The organism is Pedobacter jeongneungensis, assembly GCF_000633455.1.
GTDB classification, from domain to species: Bacteria; Bacteroidota; Bacteroidia; order Sphingobacteriales; family Sphingobacteriaceae; genus Pedobacter; species Pedobacter jeongneungensis_A.
This window is the reverse complement of record NZ_AYMG01000053.1, coordinates 1-221: the sequence shown is the minus strand read 5'-3', so window position 1 is coordinate 221 and position 221 is coordinate 1. Positions and strand designations below refer to the sequence as shown.

Sequence of the window (221 nt, the reverse complement as noted above, 5' to 3'; positions counted from 1 at the left end):
GATAAGGGAGATACCGGCGCAACCGGCCTGCAGGGATTTACCGGAGCACAGGGTCTACCTGGTGTAAAAGGCGATACCGGTCTTCAGGGCATTCAAGGCGACAAAGGTGAAACCGGAGAGAAGGGGGATAAGGGAGATACCGGCGCAACCGGCCTGCAGGGATTTACCGGAGCACAGGGCCTACCTGGTGTAAAAGGCGATACCGGTCTTCAGGGCATTCA

1 protein-coding gene is annotated in these 221 nt (G+C 57.5%); it reads left to right on the top strand.

Translation table 11 applies throughout. From position 1 onward, the window contains the following. A partial coding sequence (locus U859_RS0130145) for a collagen-like protein (RefSeq protein ID WP_029986311.1) occupies positions 1-221 on the top strand: 221 nt, incomplete at both ends.